Genomic DNA, 22,819 nt, shown 5'->3' on the forward strand with positions numbered 1-22,819 from the left:
GCCTGTGCTGATCTTCTTGATGCTCAGCAGTTTGGGCAATTTCTTGATGCTGGTTCTTTACCGGGGCAACTTTGCGGTACGCGGGTCGTGGACGCTATTGATGTTCACGATGGGCACCGTCGCGGTCGCTCGCGTCGCCATTGAAAACGATCGCAAGTATGCTTTGGGTTATCAAGTGGCACTTGGGTTGGCCAGTTTGGTGGCGATGCTGCGTTTCTTTGGTTCGCCCATTTTCAGCACCTTCATGTTGGCACTGATCGGTTACTTGGCCGACCGAATTGTCTACGACTGCACGCTGATCGATGAATCGCTCGATGCGAGCGGCCAAGGCCTGATCGACACGGGGCGGCATTTTGTTCGCAGTCAGCTGGAAGCGAGCCAGCAGCGCAGTGTGGAGGGTGAACCGGCTCCAAGCGATCCGGCGCCAAAGTCGGTGCGACGAAGGAAGACGCATCAACCGGGACGGACCGTCATGTACCTTGCTCTCGGTGCGCTGCCGTTGTTTGGATTGGGCCAATTCTTTATCAGTAGCAATCCGGACAGTTCGAGCCGTGCAATGTGGTTGCTGGCGATCTACCTGTTTTCAAGTTTTTCGCTGCTGGTCACGACGAGTTTCTTGGGGCTTCGTCGTTACTTGCGTCAACGCCACACCGAAATGCCTGCGGACGTCTCGGTCGGATGGATGGTGGGGGGATTGGGGTTGATCGCGCTCATCCTCATCGTTTCCTATCTCGCACCCAAGCCGGGGCAGACCCTTGCCTCGTTCAAGCCGCCCGGCTTTTTGAAGTCAGCCGAGGATTTGACTCCAAGCCAGTTTGGTTGGGGGGATGAGGCAACGAAGAAGAAGAGTCCCGGTGCCGCGACAACCGGCAACGATAAGAACGCGGGTGAGAAAGAGGTGCAGGAGCTATCGAGCCAACAGGGAGCACCGCCGGGTGATTCAGGAGACGGGAAGGCCGAGCAGGGGCCTGCAGGGAAACAAAAGGGTGGCAAACAGCCCGCCGAAGGCAGTTCGTCCTCAGCTGACGGGAAAAAGCAGCAAGGTGAGCAGGGTGACCAAGGGGATCCGTCGGATCGCAAAGATGCCGAGAGCCCGAACGCGGAACCGCCGCAAGGCGATTCGACGGTAACCGAAACGCAGCCCAGGGATGCATCGGAGCAGACAGCCCAGCAGCAAGAGACTGCGAAGAATGAAAACGGAGAAGGGAATCGATCCGCAGCGGACAATGAAAAGCCATCGTCAAGCGTGTTGAAGCCGATCGCCAACGTGATTTCGATGATCGGTTCGATCCTACGCTGGCTCATCATGGTCGTATTGATGGGAGTGATTGGAGTGTTTTTGTGGATCCACCGCGAAGCGATTCTTGATTGGTGGAATCGACTTTGGAACCGAAACCGTGACCAGGACTCGGTGGAGTCAGCGCAGCCCTTGGAGCTCGAGGCATTGGACTCTCAGCGTCCGTTCTCCTCGTTCCGAAACCCCGTCGGCAAAGAAAAGGATCCTCGCCAGGTGGTGATTGTTACCTTTCAAGCCTTCGAAGCTTGGGCCCGCGAGCAAGGAGCCAGTCGCCGCAAAGACGAAACGCCGACTGAGTTTTTGAAGCGAATGGCGACGACACTCCCGGATGTCTCGTCCGCAGCGAACCAAGTGGTCGATGCGTACAACCGCGTCGTCTATGGTGATGGTGCCGCCACGTCGTCCGACGTTTCTGCTGCCGCGGTGGTTTGGCACAATATGGCCCGTTAAACAATCTGGCCCGTTAAACAATCTGGCCCGTTAAACAATCTGGCCCGTTAAACAATCTGGCCCGTTAAACAATCTGGCCCGTTAAACAATCTGGCCCGTTAACGCGACGATCGGTTACCCCCATTTTCGCAGTCGAACTCAATTTCGATGGGATGAAACGGAACGTGGCGTATTGCTGCGCCGCCGCTATAGAACTGCATCTGATGATGTTCGTATCCAAGCACCATTCGATGGGTGTGTCCAAACACGACGCGGCGGATCCCGTTGTCGAAGTTGAGATCATGCAGATCGAGAAACCGCGCTAACTTGTTCACCGCCATCCGATTGCGATGGGCAATCGCCGCGGCGACCTTGTGCCCCCGCGCGGCGACGATCGCATCATAAGGGGCAAATCGCCACAATGGCGCGCGTTTCTTGTCAGCCCATTTTTGGCGGTAGTTCTCAAAACGTGCGATTGTCCCACGGCCTTCGATTTGATCGCCGTGAAGCATCACGGTGTCATCGATACGCAAAACGTCGCCCATCAAAACGAAGTTGGATTGATCGTCCACTTGACGACGGACCTCATCCAAGAAGGCAGGGCTGGCATCATGATTGCCGCACAGGAAAACGAATTGATGATTGGGAAACCGGTTGTGCCACGATCGCAAATAGCCACTTGCGAAACGGACGGCTTCCAACTCGTCGCGAAAACGGCTCCAGCGAAAATCAAACAGGTCGCCTCCCCACACCACCACATCCGATCGCTCGATCATCGACGCGATCAAGTACTCGTGTTCTTCCGCCGTGCTCCGCGAACTCATTAAATGTAGGTCCGAGATGAAAACCACTCGTTTCGGCAGCGGTTTGCTGGGCCAGTCGTGGATCACGACGACTTCAACTCGCGATAACGCTGGATCAATTGATTGGTCGAGCTGTCGTGATTGAGGGGCGAGTCGGTTGATTGCAGTTCCGGAATGATTTGCTGGGCAAGGACTTTGCCCAACTCCACGCCCCATTGATCAAACGAGTCGATTTGCCAAATCACTCCTTGCACGAAGACACTGTGTTCATAGAGCGCGATCAATTTCCCAAGTACCGCCGGAGTCAAGCGATCGATCAAAAGAGTGTTCGAAGGTCGATTGCCTTCGAAAACACGATGAGGGATTAACTCCGCTTCGGTCCCTTCGTCCTTGACCTGTTGTTGCGTCTTGCCCATGGCGAGTGCCTCGCCTTGTGCAATCACGTTGGCGACTAAGTAATCTTGATGGCTACCCCGTGGATTCAGTGAGTTGACGAATGCGATGAAGTCGCACGGAATCAAATGGGTCCCTTGATGAATCAGTTGATAGAACGAGTGCTGGCCGTTCGTTCCTGGTTCGCCCCAGAAGATTGGACTCGTATCGTAATCCACACGCGTTCCGGCCAAGGTCGTGGATTTGCCATTGCTTTCCATTGTCAACTGCTGCAGATAGGCTGGGAAACGTTTCAGGTACTGATCGTAAGGCAGCACTGCAACCGTTGAAGCCCCAAAAAAGTTGGCATACCAAACCGTCAATAGCCCCATGATCACCGGTAAGTTCTGATCGAAGGGTGCGGTCCGGAAGTGTTGGTCCATTTCATGGAAACCATCGAGCAGTTCGCGAAAGTGCTTGGGCCCAATGGCAAGCATCGTTGACAACCCGATTGCCGCATCCATGGAATAGCGGCCACCGACCCAGTCCCAGAAGACAAACATGTTGTCGGTGTCGATCCCAAACTCCTTGACTTTTTCGGCATTGGTGGAAACCGCAACGAAGTGCTTCGCCACCGCGGATTCATCGTCCCCGAGTCCGCTCAGCAACCACGACCGTGCCGATCGGGCATTGGTCATCGTTTCCAGCGTCGTGAACGTCTTGGAGGAGACAATGAAGAGTGTTTCTGCTGGATCAAGGTCACGCGTCGCTTCGAAAAAATCGGTTCCGTCGACATTCGAAACATAACGCAGCGTTAGGTTGCGGTTGCTATAGTGCCGCAGCGCCTCGTAGGCCATGACAGGACCAAGATCCGATCCGCCGATCCCAATGTTGACGACGTTGCGAATTGGCTTTCCGGTATGGCCTTTCCAGCGACCGTCGGTGACTCGGCTACAAAACCCAGACATCTTGTCGAGGACTTCGTGCACACCCGGAACAATGTTCTCACCTTCGAACTCGATTTTCGCTTCGCGAGGAGCCCGCAGCGCCGTGTGTAGCACCGCACGCCGCTCGGTGACATTGATTTTTTCACCTTTAAACATCGCCTCGATGTGCTGTTTCAATTGGGCGGATTCCGCCAGCCGGGTCAGTTGTTGAACCGTTTCGGCATTGATGCGATTTTTTGAGTAGTCGAGAGTCAGTCCAATCGCGTCGACCGTGAAGGTCTTGGCCCGATCGGCATCCTCCGCAAACCATTGCCGAAGGTGCTTGTCTTTGATCTGCTCAAAATGATCCGAAAGCGATTTCCAGGCGTCGGTCGATGTCAAACCGTTAGCATTCGTGGCGGTCATTGCGTCTGTTTCCCTCGTAGATTCAAAATCGAAGCGTTTGCCGCGAATCTATCGAAAACGAGGGGTTTCGAACAGCGGGGAATAGAAAGCCCAGCCAAACTCGAGCGAAATCAAGCAGGAGCGGGACGGCCGTAGTAGTAGCCTTGACCAAGATGGAAACCGAGTTCGGTGCAGGTCTCCGATTCTGCTTCGGTTTCGACTCCTTCGGCTAATGCCATGATGTCGAGGTCGCAAACCATGTTGACCAGATTCGACAGCATCTTTCGTCGACAACTGTCCGCGGTATCAATATCGCGAATCAAAGAGATATCGAATTTGACGATATGGGGTCGTGCTTCAATCAATTCCGCCAGTCTCGCCTGACCTGAACCGAAGTCATCGTAGGCCAGTTTGATGTCTTGCTCATCGAGTGCCGCAACCAGGTCCTTCATCACGGCGCGATCGGTAACGGTCGATTCGTGGATTTCCAACACGATGTTGGCGTTGCCCGCCATTTCGCGAGTTTGAACCAACGATTCAATCAGTCCTGCGCAGTCATCCATTTCTTTGGGATGCGTGTTGACGAACAATTGTGGACCTTCGGGGAAATCTCGTCCGACACGAATTCCTTCCCAGCGCAACAGTCGACTCAGTTCGACCTCCAGACTCAGTTGTTCGGCAGCATGAAACATCGCTCCCACCGATTCGAGACCAAAGACACTGCCTCGACCAAGGATTTCGTGACCGATGATTTCGTGGGTACCGGTCGTGAGGTCGACAATCGTTTGAAAATGTGGCTTCACGAGCCGTTCTGCCATCAAGCGGTCGAACTGCACCAGTGCGAGAGCTTGGTCACAAATGTTCTCGGCATAGGTCCCATTGGTCGCGCCGGTTGCGGATTGGCGGTAGACTCGAAAAGGTGCTTCGGCGAAGTGGATCAATTCCTCTTCGCCAATTTTGACCGGCTGTTTCGGCACGACACGTTTGCCGTTGATGTAGGTGCCGTTGGTGCTACCCAAGTCTGTCAACCACAAGCCGCCCTCCTTGACGCTCAGCGATGCATGTTGGCCGCTGACGGTGCGAAATTGAAGCCGCAAAGATACGCCTGGCTTGCGCCCGATCACGTAGGGCTCGTCGTCAATTGGCAAGTGGATAATGGTTTCACCGGGTTGCGTCGGACCCGACAAAAACCAAACGTCCTCCACCAGCGCAGTGCTGCGCCGCAGTCGTTCTAACGTTAAGTTGTCGATCGTAGGCATGCAAATCACATTCATTCAACAATGACATCACCGGGGGGTCTTTCTGCCGATCAGGGCGACCGCCGTCAAAAATGTAGGTTGCAATTCTTGAGGGAGTTGACAAAACGCCAGTTTTTTCTTCATGAATTCTACTTTTCTCAGACGGGTTGTCGCCTGCCTCGAATTGCAAGCTAGGTTTGAACGCGGCAATGCAACCGAACCTCGGGGATGCCGACGCAGGTGTGACGATTATTCGGCTCACCCCGACGACTTGATCGCTCGTCCCACGCATACAACCCAACCAAACGTTATGGCTGTACTTACAAACGACACACAATCTTTCGAACCCAGCATGCTTGGTGGGCTGCTATCGGACGATACGTTCTGGCCGGCACAACCGCGCGACATGCACGAAACGGGATTAAGCGGATCCTATGTCGATGGATTGCTTGTCAAAATTCTTCTGGTAACGGGAACCGTCAGTGGCCGAAATTGCTCGGAAAAGATTGGTTTGCCGTTTCGTGTGGTGGAGCCTTTGCTCGATTCGCTTCGCACGCGGAAGTTGGTGACGCATGTTCGACCTGCTCCGTTCAATGATTACTACTATTCCTTGACCGACGCAGGTCAAAAGCAGGCACAGAACCAGATGCAGCATTGCAGCTATACCGGTGCTGCTCCCGTCCCGCTCGCGGACTACGTGCTCAGCGTTGAAGCTCAAGCCGCAGGGATCGATCCGATTGATCGCGATCAGCTTCGCGCCGCGCTGCAGTCGATCTCGTACCAAAACGAACTGTTGGACCTGCTCGGTCCCGCCGTCAATAGCAACACGGGGATGTTCCTCTTCGGGCCTCCCGGCAACGGCAAAACGACGATCGCCCGTTGCTTGACGCAGTGCCTCGGTCAAGAAATTTGGATTCCCAATGCAATTTTGGATGATGGCAATTTGATTAAGTTGCAGGATGATGCGTTTCACCGTCCGGCGCCTGTGCCCGAGGTGGGAGGTGACATTCTAAGGGGCCAAGAATGGGATCATCGCTGGATACGGATCCGTCGGCCGACGGTGGTTGTGGGTGGCGAGCTCGTGATGGGCAATCTTGAAGTTCGCCACGATCCTCGATCGAATATCTGCGAAGCACCGTTGCAAATGAAAAGCAATTGTGGTTGCTTGCTGATTGATGACTTTGGTCGACAGCGGATTGCACCCGAGGAGCTTTTGAATCGTTGGATCGTGCCGCTCGAGAATAAATGTGACTACTTGACGCTTCCAACAGGCAAGAAGATTCAGATTCCGTTTGAACAGTTGATCATTTTTTCGACCAACATTGATCCCAACTCGCTGGTTGATGAAGCATTCCTTCGCCGAGTCCCTTACAAAATCTTTGTCTCGGATCCTTCGCCGGAAGAGTACCGAAAGCTGATTCAAGCGGTCATCAAGCAACTCGGGTTCCCCGATACACCGCAAGCGGCGGATCATTTATTTAAGTACTACGAGGACAGCGGTCGCAAGATGCGACGTTGTCATCCGCGAGATTTACTGACTCAGGTCGCCAATTTCTGCAAATACCGAAACATCCCGCTGACACTGCAGCCCGATTATTTGGATCAAGCTTGCAAGAGCTATTTCAGCCAATTGTAGATTTGACGAGCCACTTCCAGTCGCAACGAGAGATTCTCGCTTCCGAAGAAACGATCCCCCAACAATCTTGTTCGAAAGCCGCTGTTTAGATGAAAGCGCCCAATTCACGAAAAATCTGCGCGGGATACGAACCGATCCTTGGATACCGGTTGGAAAAGCTGGTTGGGCGAGGTGGGTTCGGCGAGGTCTGGCGCGCCGATGCACCAGGCGGTATTAAAAAGGCGGTCAAGTTCGTTTTCGGAGCGCATGATCAACAACGTGCGGCACGCGAGCTGAAGTCATTGGAGCGGATTAAGGGCGTCAGCCATCCCTTCTTGTTGACGCTCGAACGATTTGGTGTGGTCGACGAGCAATTGGTGATCGTCACCGAATTGGCGGACGGGTCACTCGAGGATGTCTTTCGCGAACATCGCGAGCGCGGTTCGTGTGGGATTCCACGCGACAAACTGTTGTCGTATTTGCACGATGCTGCGGATGCTCTCGATTACCTGCACCAGGAATATCAGCTGCAGCATTTGGATATCAAACCCGGCAACTTGTTGATCGTCGGTGGCCATGTGAAGGTTGCGGATTTTGGATTGTTGAAGGATCTTCGCGATGCTGAGTGCAGCATGGTGGGAGGTTTAACACCGGTCTATGCTCCGCCGGAGGTGTTCGATGGCCGACCCAGTTTGCATAGCGACCAATACAGCTTGGCCGTCATGTATCAGGAATTGTTAACGGGAACACGTCCTTTCAGCGGCCGGACGATTGCCCAGTTGGCAACACAGCATGTCCACAACGCACCGGACTTGGAACCTCTGCCACCCAGTGATCGTCCTGCTGCGGCGCGAGCTCTGGAAAAGACGCCGGATCGTCGATTCACAAACTGTCGTGCCTTCATCGAAGCACTGATGAATCCTCGGGGCCGTGTCACATCGCCCCAGTGCACCGATACTGAGCTGTCCAACTCCGATACTGATACCGACTGCGAGGGACGCCTTGCAGGTGGTCGCGATGCGATCGAAGACCTGCCGGCGCTCCGAGATGGACGGGTCAGCCGAGACAGTCGATCGGTTGCGAAGGTCTTGTTGGTGGCCTTGGGGGGGGCCGGCGCGGATGTCTTGCACGAGATTCGAAGTCGGATACGAAGCATGCATTCCGCATGTCCCATCCAATTGCACTCGGTATTGATTGACACCGACGCGGCAACGATTCGGGCCGCCCAGATTGGAAATAGCTGCGATAGCATGCCGGCTTGCGAGGCGATTTCGATCCCGCTTCGCTCACCGCGCGAATACCGAGAATCCTTAACCACGGAGCGTCTGCGGACGATTTCTCGGCGCTGGATCTATAACGTTCCACGGTCGCTGGAGACCGAAGGCATGAGGCCACTGGGGCGCTTGGCCTTGGTGGATCATGGCGAGAGAGTCACGGAATCGTTGCGACGAGTGGTTGCGGAGCTTGCGAGCGACGAGGCAACGACTTCCCCCAAAATCTTTGTTGTCGGATCGCTGTGTGGTGGGACGGGTAGCGGCATTTACTTGGACGTCGTCCATTTGCTTCGCCATTTTCTCGATAGTCACTCGATGGAACAATCGACCATTCATTCGATGTTGGCGATGAAAGGGCTCAAGCATGATCCAGCCCTCTCTCTGGCTCATCACGATACCCATTCTGCGCTGATCGAAATGGCCTATTTTCTGCAACCGGGCAATGGGTACCCCGGCGACGCCGGAGCCGGTTGGCCCAGCGTTCCTGCGGCGCGGACCCCGCTGAAACATGCCTATTTGGTCGCCAGCAACGAATCCGATCCTGGTGCCCCAACTCCGGTGCAGGTGATTGGCGACTACATTTGGACCGACACCACCGGTGCTGGGAGCCTGTTAGAGGAGGCTCGCGCGGCAGCCCTCGATGAGTCCGCTCCGACGATCGCGACACCTTTGGTACGTTCGGTCGGCATCATTCCCCTCGGCGTTTTTCGTCGTCCCGAAGAAGAAATTTTGACGCCCGCAACGGTTCGCCACCTGCTGCTTCGCTGGCTTGGTCATCCCGCGCAGGCGAAGCAGAACGCCTCGGTGTTGGCAACTCGCTTGTTTCGTCGAAGTGGCTTCAATTCCGATTCCTTCGTGGTTCAATTCTCGAGGGCATTTGGGGAAACGAAGGTTGTGTGTCAGCAACAACTCCAGCGCCGTTTCGCGATGCGGCATCACGAAGCCAAGCCATGCGAGCAGGATCGTGAATGCATCGACGAATGCGATGGGATCGAAGTCGCCAACCTGATTTCTCAGTGGGCGGTGGAAATCGCGAGTCGTAAGGATGCGATTCACGAGATCCAGGGGGTGATGGATCGACTCGCTCGGGAAATGGTCACTCGATTTACGCATGGCAGCACGGACGTCGCGACGGCGATCGAGGCGCTGCGATTGTTTCAGCAGCAAGTTCAGGCTGATCGAGATCGATTGCGTGGGCAGGCTGAAATGCTCGACGATTGCGCTCATATTGAAGGTGTGGACTCGGACGATCACAAAGCCGATGGTCGTAGCCATCCCCTTCAAACGACACCCGTTATCGATTTGGGGATGCGATTGATCGACCACATGGTTTATCGCATGGCGGCGGAGCAAGTGGATTCGTTTATCAGCGAACTCGACGCTTTGCTCTCTCGATTGGAAGAGACCGCAACCACGTTGGCAATCGTCATCTCAAGATTGAGCGATGGAGGCGATGCGACAACGAACCCATGGGATGAAATGCCGACGGAAGTTTCTTCGCAGTTCTCCAAGATTGTCTCGGATTTACACAACACGTCTGTTTCGTCGTCGATTCTTCGCCCATTGTCGGTGGGAGGTGTTCCGCTCGACCCGAATCAGCTTCAGCGACGGCTCACCGAAGCGGCTTCACCCTTGGTGGGTAGCGCATTGGCAACCGCAAGCTCCGCGAGTGTATTGCCATCGTTGTCGGTCGACCTGGCCACTCAATCGATGAGCGAGGTGACAGCGATGTTGGCACGTCAACATGGGGACCCCGCAGAGACAGACGCCAAGACGGTGCCATCGAACATGAGTTTGGAAGCCGGGCGTTTGGTCGGTAGCAAAGAGGGCTCGGATCAACCGGTGACTTCGATGGCGACGGCGCTACAGATGGCTCGACCCTCGCTGCTCGACTATGGTGGCGTCCAGCGTCTGATTCTGGCGGTTGGCACGCATTCGGAACAAGTACGCCTTGAAGCCGAACTTCGTCAGTTTCACTCGGGTGCGTTGACGGTCACCCTCATTCCCGGCACCACAGCAAAACTGATTCACGAGGCTCAGCAAATCAACTTGAACGATGTCATTGCCAGGTTGGCGACCTTAAATGCTGCAAATAGCCAGGTGAGTTCGCGATTGATGGCCCGGTCCGATATCGAGTGGAGAACCTCCGAACGCCGCCCCGTCGGCGTGGCATTGGCCGGGTCAGCCTGCTAGCGCATTTTTGAAAGTCTACTCAGGACCTGAGCGGAGCGCTTCCCAACACACGGTAGACCTCTGCTTCATCGGTCCATCCCGCTTCGACGCACCTCAGCGCCTCGGATCGGAGATCCGATTTGGCAGCGGCAGCTGCATCGCAACGCATCTGAGAAAGCGTTTGAGCGGACTCAAGTGTTGCGGAGAGCGATTCGCCAACCGGATCGGTTCCGTCGAACATGACGCATTGAGCGATGGCGACCCGACCGCGATAACCGGTTCCCGAACAGGCGTCGCAGTCATTCGGTTTGCTGCTTCCGGCTTGGCATGTGCTGCAGATCCGACGAAGCAATCGCTGGGCCAATATCGCTCGGACTCCGCTGCGGACCACATGAGGGGGGACGCCGAATTGAACCAAGCGACGCAGCGACGCGGCGACATCGGTTGCGTGCAGCGACGAAAAAACCAAATGTCCCGTTAAGGAAGCTTGCATCGCGGCTTCGGCCGTCTCGGGATCCCGGATCTCACTGACCAGCAGCACCTCGCTGTCTTGACGCACGGCACTGCGCAGCGCCGATGCCAACGTCATCCCACCGCTCACATCCAATTCACTCTGGCTGATCGAATCGATTACCGACTCCACGGGGTCTTCGATCGTTAGCACACTGCGGCGAGGTTCTGCGGCGGCGATACATCGCAACATGGCATACAACGTCGTCGTCTTGCCGCTTCCGGCAGGCCCGGACAAGAGGATGGCTCCGTCGGTCTGGTTTGCCAGATCACGCAGCGTTGCGGTCACGATGGAAGATAACCCGAGTGATTCAAGCGTGTCGTATCGGTCATCCTTTCGCAACAACCGGAGCACCGCACGCGGACCATGTACCGTTGGGAAGATGCCCAATCGAAGCGAAGCGTCATCGTCGGACGTGATCGGTGTCTTCCACTTCATTCGCCCTTCCATCGGTTGGCTGCTGCGATAGGTTGGTAGCCCTGCGAGCACCATTAAGCGTGAAACCGGGTCGCTTTGACCTCCGCCTTTGATCCAATCGGTGACGGACAACACGCCATCGATACGAACAAGAACTTCCCAGCCCTCACCGCGGGGATGCAAGTGAACATCCGACGCACCGCGTGCGAGGGCCAACGGAATCAACGAGTCGACGACGTCAATGGCGTAGTGGGGATCGGCCGGATTCAGTTTCGAAAAGATGCCGTTTGCCATATCGGGTTGCTCTGTTCTCCCTAGGAGGTCGTGCAGTTTAGCGTCCCCCATTCAGAGAGGATTGCTATCGAAACAAGTAACGCTGATGGATTCTGGATCCCCTACCCCTCGCTTAGGCTCGACCTCACCCAAGGGGCTCGTTGTACCGCGCATCTCGGGTGGTGTCCAATACATCTGCGGGGTAGGTGACGAGATTTCGCTCTGGTCTTTCGACAAACCGCTGCGAATGATTGTTGCCTTGCGGTTCGCGCTGGTGCTGCGAACATGGGCAAGCCTGTTGCACGGAGGTGCGGTTCATGGGCGGGGTGGCTCTCGGACTCCTCGGTCAAAAAACCGGCTCATCCGACCGAAGCGCGCGGAACCCAGACTCAAGGTTTTTTGGAGGTATTGCTCCGGTGTCCAATGATCTCTTAGAAAAGAGTCCCCGACGGTCGGTCGTCCGCCGGGAAACGATAGCACCCTTGGCGCACCGTCGACCGGGATATCCCTTGTCAAGTTGCACCTCTGCAGAGCTCGACTCCGTTTCTACCGGCAACTGCACGATTCTACCGGCAACTGCACGATAACAAGTGAAAATAGCTCCTGCCAGCAATGATGGGACACCGGAGAGATGCCTCGAAAACCTCCTGCGCACGCTTCCGCCGGATGAGCCAAAAAACCTAGGTGCGCAAGAGCCTCAGCAAGCTTACACCTTCGCAAAAATCGGACAAGCGACGCAGTCCCCCCATCTCCGAGAAGGAAAGTATTCGTTGGCTCGAAGGATCTTCCCCCGAGCGTCCGCGTCAACGTGGTGCTGTGCGAAGACGGTGTTCGAATGCCATGCTGTCATCGCACCCCGTTTCCTTGAGCGCGAGAACCTACGTCCTTCGTAAAAATGCTCGAGCCTGGTGAGGGGCAGCATCCGAAAACCCTCTCCCGGCGTTTAGACGCCGACCTCTCCCAAAGGAGAGGGAACGGTACGGTAACTCCTCGATAAAGAACGACTGATATACCTGCACGACATCATTTCCTAGCGGGGCATCCAGCAAGTGCCAACCGAAAGCGAAAGGTTTTAAGTCAGCTGCACGAGCTTGTTGGGCTTTGAGCTCGACACGATCGCTGCACGATTCGCATCGATGGCCTTTTGCTCTTGCTCGCGCGATACGAACTCGTACCGCACGTTTCTTTGCCGTGGTTCGAATCCCGACTCGACAATCGCTTCGCGAATTTGATCGAGCGTCAAGAAATGGACCGTTCCCGCTTCGGCGACGACGTTCTCTTCAAGCATCAAACTGCCCATGTCGTTCGCGCCGAATTGCAAGGCCAATTGACCGATTTTCAATCCTTGAGTCACCCAGCTGCTTTGAAGATTGGGAACGTTGTCAAGGAACAGCCGGGACACGGCCAACGTCTTCAAGTACTCAAACGATCCGACGGGTGGAATGTGTGACAGATCGGTGTTTTCGGGTTGGAACGTCCATCCGATGAAGGCGGTAAAGCCACCCGTTTCATCTTGGAGGGCACGCACGCGTGAGAGGTGCTCGACACGCTCGGCTAAGGATTCGACGTGGCCGAACATCATCGTCGCACTGCTGACCCCACCAAGCTGGTGCCAAACCCGCATCACATCGAGCCAATCGTCCGTCATCACTTTACCGCGAGTGATCTCGCGGCGCACGCGATCGACCAAAATTTCCGCGCCACCACCGGGAATACTGCCCAACCCTGCGGCTTTCAAACGTTCGAGCACTTGCTTGAGCGACAGCTGGTTGATTTTCGTGAAGTGATAGAATTCAGGCGGACTAAAGCCATGGACATTCAGCTCGGGGAAAGCTGATTTGATGTCCCGCAGCATTTCCTCGTACCAATCCAATTTGAACTTGGGATGCAGGCCGCCCTGCAGCAAGATTTGGTTGCCACCCAAATCAACGGTCTCTTGGATCTTCTCGAGCAACTCGGCGCGAGGCAGCACATAGCCTTCATCGCTTTTGGGGCCGCGATAGAAAGCGCAGAAATCGCAGACCGCAGTGCAGATGTTGGTGTAATTGATGTTTCGATCGATGTTGTACGTTCGATAGGGCTCGGGATGCATTCGTCGCGACACGGCATCGGCGGCCGATCCAATTGCAGCCAGGTCATGGCTTTCGAGCAGACGGACCGCATCATCGGTTGTCAATCGATCGCCGTCCACGGCTTTGTCCAGAATGTCACGGATCGGTGCTGTCGCTTTCGCAATCATGGTTCGAAGCTTAGGGTTTCGTTGACGGAGGGGCGTGATGCGGAATCAAGTCAAGTGACCGGGCTCGGCGGTCAAATTCGGCCAGGCCATTTTTCTCACCTGGGCCAAGAGTGTAATGAAGATTCTCGGCGAAGTAACGGTGTAGATCTTCCTTGGTCAATCCATGCGAGGCCGCCTCTCGCTCCGCGATCTGTTCAAGCGATGCGATTCCCTGGTCACGCGATGCTTGCAGAATCTGGGACAATTCCGCAACCTCGGCCTCGCTTGCGTCGATGCCGCTGCGAGCGATCCACAACGCAAACACAAAAGGCAATTCGCAGTGACGGCACCAACGGTCACCAAGGTCCCAAATCTCACGGTAGTACCGAGGAGGGGGATGCATCGCACGGTCGCCGATCATCAGCACGGCGTCGGCGTCGACTCGCTCGGGCGACTGGTCGATCCGCAGAGGCACAATTTCAGGTCGCCGTTGATACATCTCCCAGAGCAGCACTTGCACCAATGCGGCACTCGTGCGGCTTCCTTCATCGAGCGCAAGTCGCCGGATCTCTTGGGCAGGGACTCGACTCAACAATCGCACACTCCACACCGGTCCACGACATGCGATCACCGCATTCGAGACAATTTGGTAGCTTGGGTCGCCGAGGTATTCGATGGATGGGATCAAGGCGACATCGAGTTTCCCTTGATGTAAATCGTCCGCCAATCGGCTTGGCAAGTTAAACGACAACGTAGCACGGTGTCCCAAACGCTCACGGAGACCGTGGACCAGGGGTTTGGTGTTCAGGTAGGAAACAGCGCCGATGCGGAGTGGAGGTTGCATAGCAGGGCTAACCGAGAAATGTTGGAATTTCTAACGGGCATTCAACCGTAATTCGTGCCCCGTTCCTTGGATCGTGGAACGAGATGGCTTCTGCGTGCAGCAGAATTCTATCGGCTGGGAGAGATTCGTGCACCGCAGGATTGACGTGGCCACCATAGGTAAGATCACCCAAGATCGGGTGGCCGCGTTTTGCCGCTTGAACTCTCAATTGGTGCATCCGCCCGGTCACGGGGGTCAACCGCAGCAGCGAGCAGTCATGGTCCGGAAAATCGCGGACCCACTGCATGTGAGTTTCTGCACGCTTTGCGTCCAGGTCCATCGCCTCGCATCTCTCCGCCCTCGCTTCATTCGGAATTTTTCTGAGATAATCGACCCAGACCTGTTCGCTTGGGTCCGGTCGTCCCGAAACAACGGCAAGGTATTTCTTTTGCACCTTTCGAGTGACAAACTGGTCGCTTAGAAGTCTCGCGACACGTTTGCGAATCGCGACCAGCAAGATGCCACTGACACCTCGATCAAGCCGATGAACCATCGCCACATAATCGCTGCGGCCAGCCAATTGCTCTCGCAATCGACGCTCGACACTATCGATGTGCTTGGGTGCCTGCGTCAAAACGCCCGCCGGCTTCTCAATCGCTACCATCGACTCACCGTCCCAAACAATGCGGAGCGGTTCGGGGGACTGCGGACGGTTCATGAGCACGCTGCTACACTAAACACAATACCGAGGGACACAAAAGGGACTCGACACATTGGGCAATCATGCGGGACAGGCAATCAAGCAGGACGCGTTGGCAACGGCAATCACGCGCACAAAAAAACGAGAGATCCCGGCCACGACAATGAAGACAACGAATCCTTCGTGTTCTTCATTGATCGACGAATCTCTCGTTACGTCAATTTGTAAGCCGTTCGACGCGTACGTCAAGACATCAATACGGACAAAGTCATTCGCAAGTCAACGTGGACGTGGGCGTGAACTGCAAAGACAAGATGCAGCAAACGCCCATGGCACGAAGACGTGGATGTCGTCAAACGCTTCATTCACCACCGTTGTCCAACCACCTTCGCGAGTCGTGACATCACCGAACGCCTCATCAACATGCAAAAAACGATCCAACCCAAATCGGAACATCACTACCATTTCGTCACCGGGAAACTGGCTGAGCATTTGGTTCGCGAGACCGCCCAAGCGTTGTCGAAAGAACACGGTTTTAAGTACAGCATTGGAGTCATGCCGATTACGGTTGCTGCGTTGATGACGCCGCGCTGGTTGCTCCGCCACCTCGACCCGCCGACCGAAACCACGCATGTGATTGTTCCGGGCTACCTTGATTGTGGAAGCGATGCGTTGGAAGAAAAAGTGCAAATTTGCGTGGTTTGTGGGCCAAAAGATTGTCGCGACCTTGCGGAAGTCTTCGGCGGTCAACGTCTTGAACCGGCGCTGACGGACTACGACATTCAAATCATTGCCGAAATCAACCATGCTCCGCGAATGTCACGACAAGACGTTGTGTCGCGAGCAATCCGATTGAAAGCCGACGGTGCCGATGTGATCGATTTCGGTTGTGATCCTTCGAATCGTTGTCTCGCAATTGGTGACTACATCGCGGGAATTGCCGACGAAGGAATCCGTGTCTCGGTGGACACTTCCGATGCTTGGGAAGCCAGCGAAGCGGCGCGACGAGGTGCCTCGTTAGTGTTGTCGGTGAATGAATCGAATCGAGAGCATGCCGTCGATTGGGGAGTCGAGGTGGTCGTGATTCCGGATCAACCCAGTGACAAAAAAAGTTTTGAAAAAACCATTGATTTTTTGTCGAAACAGGGTGTGCCAATGCGTTTGGACCCGATTTTAGAACCGATTGGAAGCGGCTTTGCCGCCAGCTTGCTGCGTTATGCCGAAACGCGTCGTGACTATCCTGAGTACGAAATGATGATGGGGATTGGTAATCTGACGGAGTTAACGGAAGTGGACTCCGCAGGTGTCAATCTTTTACTGTTGGGAATCTGTCAAGAACTTGCGATCCGCAGTGTGTTGACAACCCAAGTCATCAATTGGGCACGTTCGGCGGTGCGTGAGTGCGATGTGGCTCGGCGAATGGTCTATTTCAGCATCAACAACGGCGTGCCTCCGAAGCACCTGCTGCGTGAATTGGTGATGCTGCGTGATGCGAAATTGCGGCCATTCTCCCTTGCGGCAATTGAATCCATCGCGACTTCCTTGAAGGACAACCATTACCGTGTTCTTGCTGACGACCACCGGCTGCATTTGTTGTCTGCCGGAGTGCATCTGTCCGGTGAGGATCCTTTTGCCGTTTTTGAACAGTTGTTGGCACGATCGGAGTCCGACAATGTTGATGCAAGTCACGCGTTTTATCTCGGCTATGAGATGGCCAAGGCCACGATTGCCTTGCAATTGGGCAAGCAATACGACCAAGATCAGGCTCTCGATTGGGGAATCTTGACGAAGCCCGAAGATCTGCACCGGATTAAGCGTTCGAGTCACCATCGAGATCGACGCGGAACCGAACCACGCTAACTGCGTTCCCCTGCTGCGATCAACGATGCTTGTGTTCGATCTCTTTGACGCCGTCGAGCCGACCAAACCATATGCATGGCAAAACAGTAGAGCAGCGTGATCAGCATCACCACGGCGCCACCGATGCGGATGCTCTCGCGGACGACTCGCAGTAAGGTTGCATGTGGCATGCTGTCGTAAATCCAACAAAAATGAACCGCCATTCCGACGAGAATGACGGCGATCACCGACCAAGCGACTCTCCGTGGAAATTGGAAGTGTTCACGTTGCCGAGTATCCGGTGTTTGAGCGAAAACCCACAACACGAAACCGAGTAACATCGGCGGCAACAACAACAGCGAACTGGCGTGCTGAACGACCGAGTACCAAGCGATCGGAAAGTTCCCAACTTGAAATGCGATGCTGTTAAGCCATGGGAATTGCATCACTCCCCATCGACCATAGTGGGTAAACGAATCCCACAGCACGTGCGTCGCCGAGCCCAAGGCGATGCAAACAAGGACGCTGATGATGGCGGTCAGCGAAAAGTTGATTGGGCGATTCACCCATGGCCATAAACGCTCCGAGAACGAACGGGGAAGTAAATCCGACAGCGGCTGCTTGAACAACGATTGATACAAGTAGTAAAGCACCACTCCGATCGGTGTGCAGTGCGTCAAGATTCCGACGAGGGAATGCGTCGCCGTGTAACTAAGCAGGTGAGGGTAGAAGACCGGAATGTCAGGCACGACACAGCCAATCGCCAGCGCCGAAAACGGCAAACGCCAACGGCACAACCAAGCGATCGGAAGCGCAGCAGCAACGTGGGTGGCTGTAAAAGGCATAAGGTCCAGAGCAGCGGATTCAAGGCGGTTGTCCAGAATCCTGCCGTTGCCGGGATCCTGGTGTCAAAGGACGGAGCGTCCTATTCTCTGCATTGACGGCATTTTGATCAAATCAGACTGGCTTATCGAGCCCAAATGCGAGAATTCCTGGTCTGTGCTCGCTTGCTGGCCCGCAAAATACGAAGAAAACAAGTTTCAAGTCACCATCGCGAACCCTTTCCAGCGTCATGTCTTCAGCAAACCACTCGTTTCCGATCGTTCGGCGATTAGCCGCCGATTTTTCGATTCGGATGGTTTTTCCGTTTTTTGCCCGACGACCGGGTTGTCTCTGGTTCGATTCCAATCCTAGCGAAGCGGCGATGGGATGCTCGGATCCGCCATCCACTCGATACTCCTTTTTGATGTCCGATCCGCTACGAACGCTCGTTGCCTATCCTGGCGACCCGGACCCGTGGCCAACGTTGCAGGGTTGGGTTCGATCCTTGCCATTGCATCGATCGATCGATCTGCCGCCGATGCAAGGAGGCATTGCGGGGCTGATTGGCTATGAAGCCGCAACTTGGTTAGAAGCCGTTGGCGCTTCGTCCCATAACGATTTTCCGACTCCCGCGATTTCATTGGGTCTCTACGATTGGGTCATTGCGACCGACCATGATCGGGGTGTTTCTTGGTTGATCAGCCAAGGTTTCGCAGAGGATCCAACGCAAACCGATGACGATTCCCTGCGATCCAAGCGAGCCGTGGAACGATCGGACGAGGTGATGGCAATGCTCGAAGACGCGATGGCGATGCTCGAAAATGCGATGGACCGGCCGGATCGTCCACGGCCTTCGAACTCGCCCACCGTCGCACCTTCACTGCAGAGTAACTTCAGCAGCGAGCAGTTCCGAAGTGCTGTTGCGGAAATCGTCGAACGAATTCGAGCAGGCGATTTCTTCCAGGTCAATTTGGCCCAGCGGTTGGTGCAGCGAGCGTCGATATCATCGCAAGCACTTTTTCAGCGTTTGCGTGACTCCAATCCAGCCCCCTACAGCGTCTACTACCAGGGTGCGGGATTTGAAGTACTGAGTAGTTCGCCTGAGCTCTTCATCAAGCTGAATCAGGGTTGCGTCGAGACGCGGCCGATCAAAGGGACCGTGCGACGGACAGGCGATCTTGCCACCGACCTGGCACTTGGCGATTCGTTGCTGCAAAGCGAGAAGGATCGGGCTGAGAATATCATGATCGTCGATCTGATGAGAAACGATCTGTCACGCGTCTGTACCGACGAGAGTGTTCGCGTTCGCAAACTCTGCCAATTGGAACGCTACAAGTTTGTGCAGCACTTGGTCTCGATTGTCGAAGGTCGATTGCGAAGCGATCAGAACGTTGTCGATCTGTTGAAGGCCTGTTTTCCGGGCGGCAGCATCACGGGGGCACCCAAAATCGAGGCGATGCGTAAGATTGCCCAACTCGAGCCTCACTGCCGCGGGCCGTATTGTGGATCGATGGGATACATCAGCTGTAGTGGCGATGCGGAATTCAACATCCTGATCCGCACCATCACCGCCACGCAGGATCATTGGCTCATTCCTGTGGGTGGGGGAATCACGGCACGCAGTCATCCGGAGGCCGAAGAGGCTGAAACGTGGGCCAAAGCAGAAGGGATTTTGCGGGCTTTGCCGCGGCAAGCCCGCAGGAAAGACGACGAACAAGCCCGTCGCTTCGAATGACCATTGCCACGAATCACGAACTTGTTAGAATTCACCCCCGAAGAAAGCGTGAAGCGTCTCTCGCGGCGTCCACGATCGCCCCTATAGCTCAGTTGGTAGAGCAACTGACTCTTAATCAGTTTGTCCGAGGTTCGAGCCCTCGTGGGGGTACTATTTCTAGCGACTTATGGCAACGTAGGAATCCGCTCAATTGCGAAGGTCGACTGCCGAGTGAAAAGTCGAATTCCAAGTGAAACCGCGAAGAACGATGGACGTTGACCTTGTGCCTGCTTGCCTTTGTTTCTCCGTCGTTCTGACGTACATTCTGCAGCTTTGGACCGGTATCGCAATTGCCGGTTGGCCCACCGAAAAGTCACTCGTCTACCGCAGCAAAAAGCCTGGTCCTTATTGGTTCATCATGGCTTTCCAAACGCTCGTTTTGATCGGCGTCCCCGTGCTGCTCGCCTTTGCTGACTGACGCCGCTTTCTCAAACACCGGCACGTCCGTGAGAAAGGCTCTTGCGGTTTCGGGGTGTCACTGAATTCGCTGCCCTTCGAAGCGGAAGGGGTTAGAGGCTCTTCGTACACCGATTGCGGACCGACTTTTTGGCTCAATCACGCTGCTGCCACCCCCACATCCTGGCCTGACCAATCGGAGGGGGTTTGGAGACCGATGGAAAGTATCAACGATTCGAAAATGGTCGTAGGGAGCAAGTCAATTGGGAGCCAAGAAACCCTCTCCCTCGCTGCGCTCGACCTCTCCCAAAAGGAGAGGTAAACCACCCCTCCCGCAAGGAGGTCGTCCGGTTTTTAAGTTGTGATTAACACAGTGTTTCGGTATCCAACCACCCCTGCCCGCGCAGCGGGAGGGGTCGAGCGCAGCGAGGGGGAGGGCCCCGAACGCGCGCTCGACTTTTCGATACGTCTTAACATCGATTCATCGGGCCACATTCCCATCGGGCCACATTCCCATCGGGCCACATTCCCATCGGGCCACATTCCCATCGGGCCACATTCCCATCGGGCCACGCCACAGGGAGCGTGAGGTCCGAAAACGCTTATCGTTCAAGTACTTAAAACGGCACGACTTCTTGATTCGGGGTGGCGCTCCGTGAGAAGGACCCAAAAAAACCGGTGTTTTTTCAGGGCATTGCGATATTTTGCCAACAATGGGGCGTTCGATGCCTGTAAACTTGGCGGTATTCACTCGTTTTTTTAAATTTAAGCCACGGAAAGAGAGTTCAATGTCAACGAAATTATTTCATGCCGTCCTTGGGGCCGCTTGTCTGTGTTGTTTCGTCGCCGTGATGGTGGGTTGTTCATCAAGCAATGAGCCGACCGCTCCTGAAGCAGGGGTCCTCGAAGGTTACCTCGATGAGAATCCCGAAATTGCAGCGCGAGTCAATGAGGGCGATGAAGGTACGGATAGTTATGAAACGGATGAATGAGCTTCCGTTCCGTTGCTGTCTCTCGGTGTTCCTGCTTCCTTTTCAAAAGGATTCAACGAAGAACGATTCGACGATGAACCCCATAAGCGAGACCTTTCCAAACACTCACTCTCTTCTTTTTTCCTTTTCCTTTTTGTGAGGTCGATCAAGTCATGTTCCGAAAACGCAATCAAGCATTCACACTCGTGGAGCTCTTGGTAGTCATTGCCATCATTGGGGTCTTAGTTGGCCTGCTGTTGCCGGCCGTTCAGGCGGCGCGCGAAGCTGCGAGGCGAATGAGCTGCAGCAACAACGTCAAACAAATGGGTTTGGGGTTCCACAACTATCAATCGGCCTTCAAGCAATTACCCAAAAAGCGCGGCGGGACTTATCTCGTCGGCACCAACGCGGAATCTCGGCTCGCAGGCCCGGCGCCTGGCAAAGGCAATAACTTGCACAACCTGAGTGCACTTGTTGGGCTGATGCCTTTTGTGGAACAGCAAGCGTTGTGGGAGCAGATCAGTAATCCGTATGCGGTTCAAATTCCAACCGCGGGTCTGTTCTTCCAACCGATGGGGCCCAACCCCGAGATGAGTTTGGCGCAACAGGGTTTGAATCAATATGACCCTTGGCTCTCCAATATCCCGACCCTCCGCTGCCCGAGTGACCCCGGTGTGGGTTTTCCCGCTCAGGGACGAACCAACTATGGAGTCTGTCTTGGGGATGCCATCCAGTTTCAGAACAACGGCGGGCGAAACCAAAACGGATCGATCAACAATACTCGGATGGGCCGTATGCGTCAGACACTTCGGGGGATGTTTGTCACTCGCGAGGACATGAAGTTTCGTGACGTGCTTGACGGGCTCTCCAATACGATCATGGCTGGCGAGTTCAGTACCGATTTGGGCGATCGTGATATCAGCACCCGAGCGGCTTGGGCACAGGGACAGTTGCAAAACAACTCAAGTATGTGTAAGCCGTTTATTGATCCCCTGCGGCCGCGATACTGGGACACCTCAGCAAACCTTGCCGGAACCAACGAGCAACAGCGTGGATTCAAGTGGGCGTGTGGGCATGCCATTCACTCTGGATTCATGACGATTCTGCCTCCGAATCGCGAGGTTTGTAGCAACCAGGATAACACTTGGTTCGAAGGGGTCTATTGCGCCAGCAGTCGACACCCAGGGGGTGCTCACGTGCTGATGGGAGATGGCGCGGTTAAGTTCATCACGGAGTCGATCGAAGCGGGCAACAGCGAGTCCGGTTCCGTGGTTTGGAACGGCACGGGGAACAGGACACCCGGCTCACCAAGTCCTTACGGATTGTGGGGATCCTTGGGGACGCGAGCCAGCAAAGAGACCCTTTCGGCCGATTTCTAGGCTTCGAATCAAGGCGTCACCAGCAAGGCGCAGGGAACCTTCGAGGCGTTGGGTCACAGACTCGCTCGGCAGGTTTCCTGGCCAGTGTCCATTCGACACAGCGCCCGTGTCCATTCGACACAGCGCCCGTGTCCATTCGACACAGCGGGGCATCGGCGCGATGAA

Annotated in this window: 16 protein-coding genes and 1 tRNA gene; 9 read left to right on the plus strand and 8 right to left on the minus strand. The window is 55.2% G+C overall.

Features of this window, described 5'->3' with window-relative positions:
- Nucleotides 1-19: 19 nt before the first annotated feature.
- Nucleotides 20-1,747, plus strand: coding sequence for a DUF4129 domain-containing protein (locus tag Poly41_RS18650; protein WP_146528214.1), 1,728 nt, complete (start codon nucleotides 20-22; stop codon nucleotides 1,745-1,747).
- Between the two features lie 98 nt (nucleotides 1,748-1,845).
- Here Poly41_RS18650 and Poly41_RS18655 read toward each other — a convergent pair whose 3' ends face one another.
- The 3 genes from Poly41_RS18655 to Poly41_RS18665 all read right to left on the minus strand — a co-directional run bounded on the left by Poly41_RS18655 (nucleotide 1,846) and on the right by Poly41_RS18665 (nucleotide 5,491).
- Entirely contained in the window at nucleotides 1,846-2,616 is a 771-nt protein-coding gene (locus tag Poly41_RS18655) for a metallophosphoesterase (RefSeq protein WP_261344904.1), read from the minus strand.
- Nucleotides 2,613-4,253, minus strand: coding sequence for a glucose-6-phosphate isomerase (pgi, locus tag Poly41_RS18660; RefSeq protein WP_146528216.1), 1,641 nt, complete (start codon nucleotides 4,251-4,253; stop codon nucleotides 2,613-2,615). Before pgi ends, Poly41_RS18655 begins: the two co-directional genes overlap by 4 nt.
- A gap of 110 nt (nucleotides 4,254-4,363) precedes the next feature.
- Nucleotides 4,364-5,491 (minus strand): EAL domain-containing protein, encoded by a 1,128-nt coding sequence (locus tag Poly41_RS18665; protein ID WP_146528217.1) that lies wholly within the window; start codon nucleotides 5,489-5,491, stop codon nucleotides 4,364-4,366.
- 289 nt (nucleotides 5,492-5,780) lie between these two features.
- Here Poly41_RS18665 and Poly41_RS18670 point away from each other — a divergent pair, with 289 nt between their 5' ends.
- Together Poly41_RS18670 and Poly41_RS18675 are read left to right on the plus strand one after the other, a co-directional pair.
- Entirely contained in the window at nucleotides 5,781-7,106 is a 1,326-nt protein-coding gene (locus tag Poly41_RS18670) for an ATP-binding protein (RefSeq protein WP_146528218.1), read from the plus strand.
- 89 nt (nucleotides 7,107-7,195) lie between these two features.
- Complete coding sequence (locus Poly41_RS18675; protein WP_146528219.1) at nucleotides 7,196-10,552, plus strand: protein kinase domain-containing protein; 3,357 nt, start codon at nucleotides 7,196-7,198, stop codon at nucleotides 10,550-10,552.
- A 19-nt stretch (nucleotides 10,553-10,571) separates the two neighbouring features.
- On the opposite strand, the gene Poly41_RS18680 is transcribed toward Poly41_RS18675, so the two are convergent.
- From Poly41_RS18680 to Poly41_RS18695, 4 genes are all read right to left on the minus strand, one after another.
- Entirely contained in the window at nucleotides 10,572-11,753 is a 1,182-nt protein-coding gene (locus Poly41_RS18680; protein ID WP_146528220.1) for a GspE/PulE family protein, read from the minus strand.
- A gap of 1,051 nt (nucleotides 11,754-12,804) precedes the next feature.
- On the minus strand, nucleotides 12,805-13,971 hold the full coding sequence (gene mqnC, locus Poly41_RS18685) for a cyclic dehypoxanthinyl futalosine synthase (RefSeq protein WP_146528221.1): 1,167 nt from the start codon (nucleotides 13,969-13,971) through the stop codon (nucleotides 12,805-12,807).
- A gap of 10 nt (nucleotides 13,972-13,981) precedes the next feature.
- Nucleotides 13,982-14,794, minus strand: coding sequence for a menaquinone biosynthetic enzyme MqnA/MqnD family protein (locus Poly41_RS18690; protein ID WP_146528222.1), 813 nt, complete (start codon nucleotides 14,792-14,794; stop codon nucleotides 13,982-13,984).
- 7 nt (nucleotides 14,795-14,801) lie between these two features.
- Complete coding sequence (locus Poly41_RS18695; RefSeq protein ID WP_146528223.1) at nucleotides 14,802-15,491, minus strand: RluA family pseudouridine synthase; 690 nt, start codon at nucleotides 15,489-15,491, stop codon at nucleotides 14,802-14,804.
- Nucleotides 15,492-15,896: 405 nt separating this feature from the next.
- Between Poly41_RS18695 and Poly41_RS18700 the strand changes: the two genes are divergently transcribed.
- Entirely contained in the window at nucleotides 15,897-17,333 is a 1,437-nt protein-coding gene (locus Poly41_RS18700) for a DUF6513 domain-containing protein (protein WP_146528224.1), read from the plus strand.
- Here Poly41_RS18700 and Poly41_RS18705 read toward each other — a convergent pair.
- Nucleotides 17,330-18,157: a DUF4184 family protein gene (locus Poly41_RS18705; protein WP_146528225.1), complete on the minus strand. Its 828-nt coding sequence runs from the start codon at nucleotides 18,155-18,157 to the stop codon at nucleotides 17,330-17,332. The genes Poly41_RS18700 and Poly41_RS18705 overlap by 4 nt on opposite strands.
- A 227-nt stretch (nucleotides 18,158-18,384) precedes the next feature.
- On the opposite strand from Poly41_RS18705, the gene Poly41_RS18710 reads away from it, so the two are divergent.
- The 5 genes from Poly41_RS18710 (at nucleotide 18,385) to Poly41_RS18735 (ending at nucleotide 22,654) form a co-directional block, all read left to right on the plus strand.
- Entirely contained in the window at nucleotides 18,385-19,869 is a 1,485-nt protein-coding gene (locus Poly41_RS18710; protein ID WP_146528226.1) for an anthranilate synthase component I family protein, read from the plus strand.
- Nucleotides 19,870-19,946: 77 nt separating this feature from the next.
- A tRNA-Lys gene (locus Poly41_RS18715) sits at nucleotides 19,947-20,019 on the plus strand.
- A 97-nt stretch (nucleotides 20,020-20,116) separates the two neighbouring features.
- Nucleotides 20,117-20,326 (plus strand): hypothetical protein, encoded by a 210-nt coding sequence (locus Poly41_RS18720; protein WP_146528227.1) that lies wholly within the window; start codon nucleotides 20,117-20,119, stop codon nucleotides 20,324-20,326.
- A 766-nt stretch (nucleotides 20,327-21,092) separates the two neighbouring features.
- Nucleotides 21,093-21,296, plus strand: coding sequence for a hypothetical protein (locus Poly41_RS18730; RefSeq protein WP_146528229.1), 204 nt, complete (start codon nucleotides 21,093-21,095; stop codon nucleotides 21,294-21,296).
- A gap of 152 nt (nucleotides 21,297-21,448) precedes the next feature.
- Nucleotides 21,449-22,654 carry a DUF1559 family PulG-like putative transporter gene (locus Poly41_RS18735; protein ID WP_146528230.1) on the plus strand — a complete coding sequence of 402 codons (1,206 nt, stop codon included), beginning with the start codon at nucleotides 21,449-21,451 and terminating at the stop codon, nucleotides 22,652-22,654.
- Nucleotides 22,655-22,819: the final 165 nt, after the last annotated feature.

The organism is Novipirellula artificiosorum (assembly GCF_007860135.1).
GTDB classification, from domain to species: domain Bacteria; phylum Planctomycetota; class Planctomycetia; order Pirellulales; family Pirellulaceae; genus Novipirellula_A; species Novipirellula_A artificiosorum.

What these genes read in the sequence shown, in the direction of transcription:
- Poly41_RS18695 (WP_146528223.1), bottom strand. Translation starts at nt 15,491, where the DNA reads ATGAACCGTCCGCAGTCCCCCGAACCGCTCCGCATTGTTTGGGACGGT.
- Poly41_RS18700 (WP_146528224.1), top strand. Translation starts at nt 15,897, where the DNA reads ATGCAAAAAACGATCCAACCCAAATCGGAACATCACTACCATTTCGTC.
- Poly41_RS18710 (WP_146528226.1), top strand. Translation starts at nt 18,385, where the DNA reads ATGTCTTCAGCAAACCACTCGTTTCCGATCGTTCGGCGATTAGCCGCC.
- Poly41_RS18675 (WP_146528219.1), top strand. Translation starts at nt 7,196, where the DNA reads ATGAAAGCGCCCAATTCACGAAAAATCTGCGCGGGATACGAACCGATC.
- pgi (WP_146528216.1), bottom strand. Translation starts at nt 4,253, where the DNA reads ATGACCGCCACGAATGCTAACGGTTTGACATCGACCGACGCCTGGAAA.
- mqnC (WP_146528221.1), bottom strand. Translation starts at nt 13,971, where the DNA reads ATGATTGCGAAAGCGACAGCACCGATCCGTGACATTCTGGACAAAGCC.
- Poly41_RS18670 (WP_146528218.1), top strand. Translation starts at nt 5,781, where the DNA reads ATGGCTGTACTTACAAACGACACACAATCTTTCGAACCCAGCATGCTT.
- Poly41_RS18680 (WP_146528220.1), bottom strand. Translation starts at nt 11,753, where the DNA reads ATGGCAAACGGCATCTTTTCGAAACTGAATCCGGCCGATCCCCACTAC.
- Poly41_RS18690 (WP_146528222.1), bottom strand. Translation starts at nt 14,794, where the DNA reads ATGCAACCTCCACTCCGCATCGGCGCTGTTTCCTACCTGAACACCAAA.
- Poly41_RS18720 (WP_146528227.1), top strand. Translation starts at nt 20,117, where the DNA reads ATGGACGTTGACCTTGTGCCTGCTTGCCTTTGTTTCTCCGTCGTTCTG.
- Poly41_RS18730 (WP_146528229.1), top strand. Translation starts at nt 21,093, where the DNA reads ATGTCAACGAAATTATTTCATGCCGTCCTTGGGGCCGCTTGTCTGTGT.
- Poly41_RS18650 (WP_146528214.1), top strand. Translation starts at nt 20, where the DNA reads ATGCTCAGCAGTTTGGGCAATTTCTTGATGCTGGTTCTTTACCGGGGC.
- Poly41_RS18735 (WP_146528230.1), top strand. Translation starts at nt 21,449, where the DNA reads ATGTTCCGAAAACGCAATCAAGCATTCACACTCGTGGAGCTCTTGGTA.
- Poly41_RS18665 (WP_146528217.1), bottom strand. Translation starts at nt 5,491, where the DNA reads ATGCCTACGATCGACAACTTAACGTTAGAACGACTGCGGCGCAGCACT.
- Poly41_RS18705 (WP_146528225.1), bottom strand. Translation starts at nt 18,157, where the DNA reads ATGCCTTTTACAGCCACCCACGTTGCTGCTGCGCTTCCGATCGCTTGG.